Source organism: Streptomyces sp. NPDC048462, from assembly GCF_043200175.1.
GTDB lineage: Bacteria > Actinomycetota > Actinomycetes > Streptomycetales > Streptomycetaceae > Streptomyces.
The window spans coordinates 118,347-124,479 of the sequence record NZ_JBICXG010000023.1; the positions used below are offsets into that span (position 1 = coordinate 118,347).

Here is a 6,133-nt window from a genome sequence, read left to right on the forward strand (position 1 = left end):
ACCACGGCCCCCACGGTCAGGAGCAGGACATATGCGCAGTACGACGAAACGGCACCGATACCCCACGGTGGTGGGCTTCCTGGCAGGCAGCGTGCTGCTGACCGTCGCGCCCTCCGCGGCCCGAACCGGCGGCGGGTCCGGTGTGGGGGACCCGTACTTCCCCGACGACGGCAACCCTGGATACGACGTCTCCCACTACGACGTCCGTGTGGCCTATGACCCGGCCCGCCCCGACCACCTGGACGGCGACACCACCGTCACCGCCATGGCCACCGGCGGACTCGACCGCTTCCATCTCGACCTGGAGGGCTTCCAGGTCGGCTCGGTCACTGTCGACGGTGTCCCCGTCAGGAGCTTCACCCGCAGCGGGGCACACGAACTGGTCATCACCCCGGCCGGCCGGATCGCCAAGGGCACGAAGTTCGCCGTCCGCGTCCGCTACTCCGGCAAGCCCGTCGGCGAGAGCTGGCACCGGCTCACCAACGGCGGAGCGAGTGTGACCGGCGAGCCGCACTCCGCCACCGCCTGGTACCCCGCCAACGACCACCCGTCCGACAAGGCGACCTTCCGGCTCACCGCGACGGTCCCCGACACATGGACCGTGATCGGCAACGGCCGCCCCGGCCCGACCACCTCCCCGGCCAACGGCAGAAAGACCTTCCGCTGGTACGAGGACAAGCCACTCGCCACCTACCTCAGTACCCTCGCCATCGACAAGTTCACGGTTCGCACGTCGAAACTCGCCGATGGCACCCCGGTCATCAACGCCTACAGCCCCGGCGCCGTGATCGACCCGGAGTCCGAGGCGCTGCTCCCGGAGATCATCGGCTTCCTGGCCTCGAAGTTCGGCCCGTACCCCTTCTCCTCGGCCGGCGGCATCGTCATCAACGGCGAAGCCGAAGGGGGCGGCAACGGCCCCCTCGCGCTGGAGACGCAGAGCCGTCCGACGTACAGCGGAGTGATGTTCGATGCCTCGATGGTGCACGAGTACGCCCATCAGTGGTTCGGCGACAGCGTCTCCTTCTCGGACTGGCGTGACGGCTGCATCGCCGAGTGCGTCGCCCAGTACACCAACCAGCTGTGGGACGAGAAGGGCGGCGCCGACCTCGACACCGGCTTCTACGCGGGCATGGTGGAGCAGAGCGAACAGGACCCCGGCTTCTGGAACGTGAAGCTCTACGACCCGGGCCAGGGCAAGGAGCTGGACCCGGCACTGTACGACAAGGGGTCGATGATGATGCACGCCCTGCGGCGGACCATCGGGGACGCCGACTTCTTCGGGACCCTCCGGCAGTGGCAGAAGGAGCACCGTTACGGCAACGCCACCTGGCCCCAGTTCGAAGCACTCGCGAAGAAGGTTTCCGGGCGGCCGGACCTCACCGGATTCTTCGGCGCCTGGGTACACGGCACCACCGTCCCGGAACGGAGGTACCTGTACCCCGGAAGCCTCGGCCGCCTTCGGTGATCTGCCCTGCCGCAGAGTGCCGGTCGGCGCAGGGTGACCGAGGCGGCGACGGGCAGGTGGTAGCTGCCGGTGCCTCGCAGCGTACGGACGTGGTCGACGGTCGCGGGACGGGCGATGACCTGGTCGATCCGAGCCGGCGGGAGGCGACGGCCGGGACGTACTCGGGCATCCTGGTGCGACGGTGGCACGGTTATCGGACCCACAGGCCGCTGACGCTCACGGCACCTCCTGCGCCGGCTTCACCGAAGCGCACAAGCTCGCCTTCAGGAAGACCCGAGGTCGTCAGGCAGCAGGTGAGTCCCTCCCCCTCGAACCTGTACAGGGTGCATGAGATTCTCGACAGCCCGCCCCGCGCATGATCTCTCTGCGAAACCCTGAAGGTCAGCGCCTTCCAGCAGGACGGCCAGACCAACATCGCCGCCCTTCGCCACTGCCAATGGGCATGCCGCATAGCCGGAAACGGCTTCTTGAAGCGTCCGAGGCCCGTGACCATGAGAGGCAGGAGCGGGTGACGTGCTTGCCCTGGTCGAGCCTGCGGTGAAGGCTTTCAGGTCACCGTGTCCCTGCCGGTTTCGGCAGTGCGCACCCCGCTGCCGCCAGGTTGAGTTTGTTGCCCGTGGTGAAACACGCCGGGATGCCGTACGTCTCCTCGGCGTAGCCAATGCCCTTGCGGACGGTGACGGCGCCCTGTTCGTTCACCTCGCAGGGGTTGTCGAGGGTGCATTGCCCGCCGCTCTCGTTCGTGGTGTTGTTGATCGCCGTGATCTCTCCCGTCATCGTGTCGATGACGGGAGAGCCTGAAGTGCCGCCGATCACCTGGCACTCCGGGGTGTAGCGGACGGCGTCCTTCCACGTCCACTGGCCCTCCTTCAGACGGTACGCGAACCCGTCGACCGAGCAGGAGTAGACCTTTTTCCAATAGCCGGAGACCACGTTGACCGCGTGGCCCTGCACCGGGTGGGCGGAGGACAGCGTCAGCGGGGCAATCCCGCTGGATTGCTGAATCTGGGCGTACGTCTTGGTCAGCCGGTAGAGCGTCACGTCGGTGTCGGTCATCGTCGAGTAAACGACCTCGTTCGCCTTGAGCGTTCCGGCACTGCCGGCCGAGGCGTTGAGCAGCGTGAAGCTGCGGGTCGAGGACTTGCCGGTGATGACCTGGCCTGCACTGGGAAAGCCGGTTTCGAGGCAGTGACCGTTCGTCATGACCAGTGCGGGGTCCGCCGGCTGCGAGTTGGGCATACGGACCAGGGAGCCCGAACAGTTACTGAGTGCGACCGTGCCGGCGAAGGAGGCGGCCCGAGCTCCTGCGGGGATCGCCGTTCCACTATCTGGTTGCGTGCCCGGCGTCGCGACGGCGGAGGCCGCCTGGCCGCCCCCGGATGGGACGGCGGTGGCCGTGGCCGTGGTTCCGGCCAGGGCAGCTGTGCCGAGGGTGAGCGTGGTCAGAGTGGCGAGGAGAGGCTTGCGCATGATGGATCCTCTCGGGTAGGGCCGGGAGCCGACCGGCACCCCGGACAGCAAAGAGTCGAGGCATTGTCCGTGCACCGACAACGAGCCCGCTACCCCAGCGCTCCCCCCTGACGCTTTTCGCACTGTTGACAAGTGCCCTGTCCGGCACCGCCGAGAAGGCCATCCGGAGCGGCCAGCACTCCGGTCTCCAGCAGGCGTATAACAGGCGCGCCAACTCCGGTTGCAACTCGTAGATCACGTGACCCGACCGCGTCCTCGACAGGTGCGAACCCTAGTAGCACTTCCGCCCCATGTACCCGCGCAACGTCCGCCGCGGCTGGGCCGCGTACGGCATCTCCACCGGCGCCGACTCCCGGGCGAGGCCCTCGCGGACCTCGTCCTCGACAGCCGGACACACCTCTGCATGCGCGCCTCGGCCACCTGCCCGAACACGGCAATCGCTTCGTCACTTCGGCCGTCCGTCAGGAGGTCGACGGCCAGGTCGTGCCGACGGGCGAGGCAGTCGACGCCGGAGTCATGCCCCGGGGGATGAAATGGGCTCGGAGGGAAGTCCGGACCGGCGAGGGGCTCGCCGGTGGCCGCCGCGCGGTTCAGGACGAGTCCGAGCTGTTCGGAGTTCTCCGTGCCCCGCTGCTGCGGCAGCGGCCCCCTCGAACTGATCCAACTCGCGTGCAGCATAATCCGCTCGGCATCGAACAGCGCCTCGGTCCGAGATGATCGGTTCGGCGTGCCATCTGCCCGCAACCGGCGCCCCGGGCGGGCGACAGGACACCCCGAGACGGCGCGCGGCCACGACCCACCGGACATGAGGGCCGCTGCCCCGGTCCGTGGCTACCCGGGCATGACTCCTGCCTCCCGCCATTGCCGGTCGAAGGCACTGGGCCCGGAGGCAACGACGGACCTCTCACGTGGAAGGTGCCGGCCCTGCCGCACTCCCGCCCTCGTCCCCGCCGGTTCCATTGCGAGGATTTGCGCCGACGCCATGCCAGTCACATCAGCCATGACTCACTGGTCGTTTCCAAGCCGGTTTCGGGAAACGCGAGTTGGACGTGCTGTGCCGCTTCGGATCAGGTTGGTCTGCCGCCGTAAACGTGAAGCTGCGGCAACACCGATATCGTTGAATGTCCTTGAGCCCGATCGGCCGACCATGGTCCACGCGGTTCCTGTACGGTCGTTCCGGAACCGGACCGTTCGGGCGCACCTCGCGCCACCGCACGCCGGCGCACGCCCGGTGCACTGCCCTGTCGGTCGCCTGTCGATGGGTTTTGCCTCCTGCGAAGTCGTTTGCTCCGCCCGGCACTTCGCTCCCCTGAACCGCCGGATCTGATGAAGTCCAGTCATGGGCGGGTGCCGTGGGTGCCGGGTCGCGACATGAGCCCCAACCGAGACTTGAGTAAGGAACCGCATGGCACGCGAGCATGATCCTTCCAGCCACATACCGTCGCGGCCGGACGCATCCGCAGACGCCTCCGGGGCAGCCGGCCCGTCCGCGAGTTCCCCCGTGTCTGTCCGCCGGGCGGTTCCGATGCGAGGTACGGCCGGGGACCCCGGCGACGCCCTGATGCCGGGCGGATCGCGCAACAGCAAGGACACCTCCTCCCCGGCGGCCGGCCCGGATGCGGGCGCCCACAGCCCGTCGAGCGGGAGCGGGGAGAGCGAGCGCTCCGGGCACGAGGCCCCCGAGTCCGCCGGCAACCAGAACGAGACCGGGGAACAGGCGGGTGGCGAGGGCGCCGCCGGTACGGCTTCGGCCATCGGCGCCGCGCGGGCCGGCGGCACCCCGGAGCCGGCGGCGGAGGAACCCTCCGAGGCGACGTCGACCACCTCCGCGGAAGCCGGAGCCGCTTCGGCGACGTCGGCATCGTCCGCGTTTGCTGAACCGGACCCGGACCCTGACCCGGCCGCAGCGCCCGCCACCACCCGCACCGTCGGGGGATCCCCGCCCGCCGCTGCGGCAGCGGCGGCGGCGGGAGACGGCGGCGGCGGCGCGGGCACGCACGCGGACGACGTACCGCCCAACGGCCGGCTGAAGAAGCCGATGCTGGCCGCGGCGGCGATCGCCGGTGCGGTACTGATCTCGGTGCCGTTCCTCGTGGCCGGCCAGGACGACCGCAAGCCCGAGAAGGAGCAGACGCAGAACGCGGCCGGCACGGTTCTGGACAGCGAACGCCCTGTGGCCCCGGAGACCTACACCAGCGAGTCGCCGAAGCCCTCCGTGACACCGAGTGAGAAGAAAAAGAAGGAGAAGAAGAAAGAGACGGTGAGGCCGTCCGCCACGCCGACCCTCAAGGCGGCGATCGCCCCGCCACCGCCCCCGAAGGCGCCCGCGACCCGGCCCACGGCCACTGTGACGGCGAAAGCACCGCCGGGGACGGCCGCCAGCGCGATGAACAGCCTCGCGAAGAACGACCCCCGAGGGCGACACATCTGCTATCGGGCTTTCGTGGCGGAGCGCGGCTGGCAGCAGCCCGTGTGCGACGGGACCATCACCGGCACGACGGACCAGGGCAAGAAGATCACGGCCCTCAACATCGCGGTGTGGAACGTCGAAGGTTCCTCCGCCAACGCCTTGCTGCACGACCCGGGTTCGACAAGCGGCAATTCCAAATGGGCCCCGAACTGGACGGCCGTCGTCGCGGACGGCAAGAACAACTACATCGGCAGCTCGAAGAAGGGCGCCCCGTTCCTGACGGGCTTCGCCATGAACATCGGCAACGGCTCCGTCTGCCACACGGCCAAGATGGGCGGCGGTGGCTGGGGCCCACAGGTCTGCAAGAACAAGCGCCCCGAGTACATGTTCGTCGGCACCACCGCAAACGACCACTGGTTCGAGGCCGTGAGGCTCACGGTCTAGCTTGATCTTTAACCTGTGCGGCGTGGTCGTGGGGTCGTTGACTTCTTCTGTCTCGTGCCTGACTTGCCGACGGTGTGCACGTCGTGGCGTGGGGTGGGGTGGGTGTTCTTGCGGCCGGGTGGCCGTCCCGGTCCGGGGTGGGAGGGTTTTGGTGCTCCGGCGGGACAGGTGGTCTGTGGGCGGAGGTGCCGAAAAGCGCGGCGGACGCGTGCTGGGGTGAGTCTGTCGGGCGGGCTTGGTTTCTCCCAAGGCCGCCGGAGGTCGGCCGCCAGCGGGCGGGCGAGTCTGAGCTGGGTGAAGACGGCGAGGATCAGCCAGGTCCAGCGGTCGGCGGCTTCGGGGGT

The 6,133-nt window shown here is 68.9% G+C and carries 3 protein-coding genes and 1 pseudogene; 2 read left to right on the plus strand and 2 right to left on the minus strand.

The genetic code is table 11. From position 1 onward, the window contains the following. Positions 1-31 precede the first annotated feature (31 nt). Positions 32-1,465, plus strand: coding sequence for a M1 family metallopeptidase (locus ACGFU6_RS30330; RefSeq protein WP_393615503.1), 1,434 nt, complete (start codon positions 32-34; stop codon positions 1,463-1,465). 552 nt (positions 1,466-2,017) lie between these two features. On the opposite strand, the gene ACGFU6_RS30335 is transcribed toward ACGFU6_RS30330, so the two are convergent. Continuing rightward, the gene (locus tag ACGFU6_RS30335) at positions 2,018-2,935 is read right to left on the minus strand and encodes a serine protease (RefSeq protein ID WP_393615505.1); all 918 of its coding nucleotides are present in this window, start codon (positions 2,933-2,935) and stop codon (positions 2,018-2,020) included. A gap of 1,525 nt (positions 2,936-4,460) precedes the next feature. Here ACGFU6_RS30335 and ACGFU6_RS30340 point away from each other — a divergent pair. Next, complete coding sequence (locus ACGFU6_RS30340) at positions 4,461-5,789, plus strand: hydrogenase expression protein HypA (protein WP_393615506.1); 1,329 nt, start codon at positions 4,461-4,463, stop codon at positions 5,787-5,789. Between the two features lie 8 nt (positions 5,790-5,797). Here ACGFU6_RS30340 and ACGFU6_RS30345 read toward each other — a convergent pair. Continuing rightward, positions 5,798-6,133 (minus strand): annotated as a pseudogene (locus ACGFU6_RS30345) (transposase); the annotation flags it as partial.

Excerpts from the sequence above, each read along its gene's own strand:
- ACGFU6_RS30340 (WP_393615506.1), top strand. The coding sequence starts at position 4,461 with ATGCGAGGTACGGCCGGGGACCCCGGCGACGCCCTGATGCCGGGCGGA.
- ACGFU6_RS30330 (WP_393615503.1), top strand. The coding sequence starts at position 32 with ATGCGCAGTACGACGAAACGGCACCGATACCCCACGGTGGTGGGCTTC.
- ACGFU6_RS30335 (WP_393615505.1), bottom strand. The coding sequence starts at position 2,935 with ATGCGCAAGCCTCTCCTCGCCACTCTGACCACGCTCACCCTCGGCACA.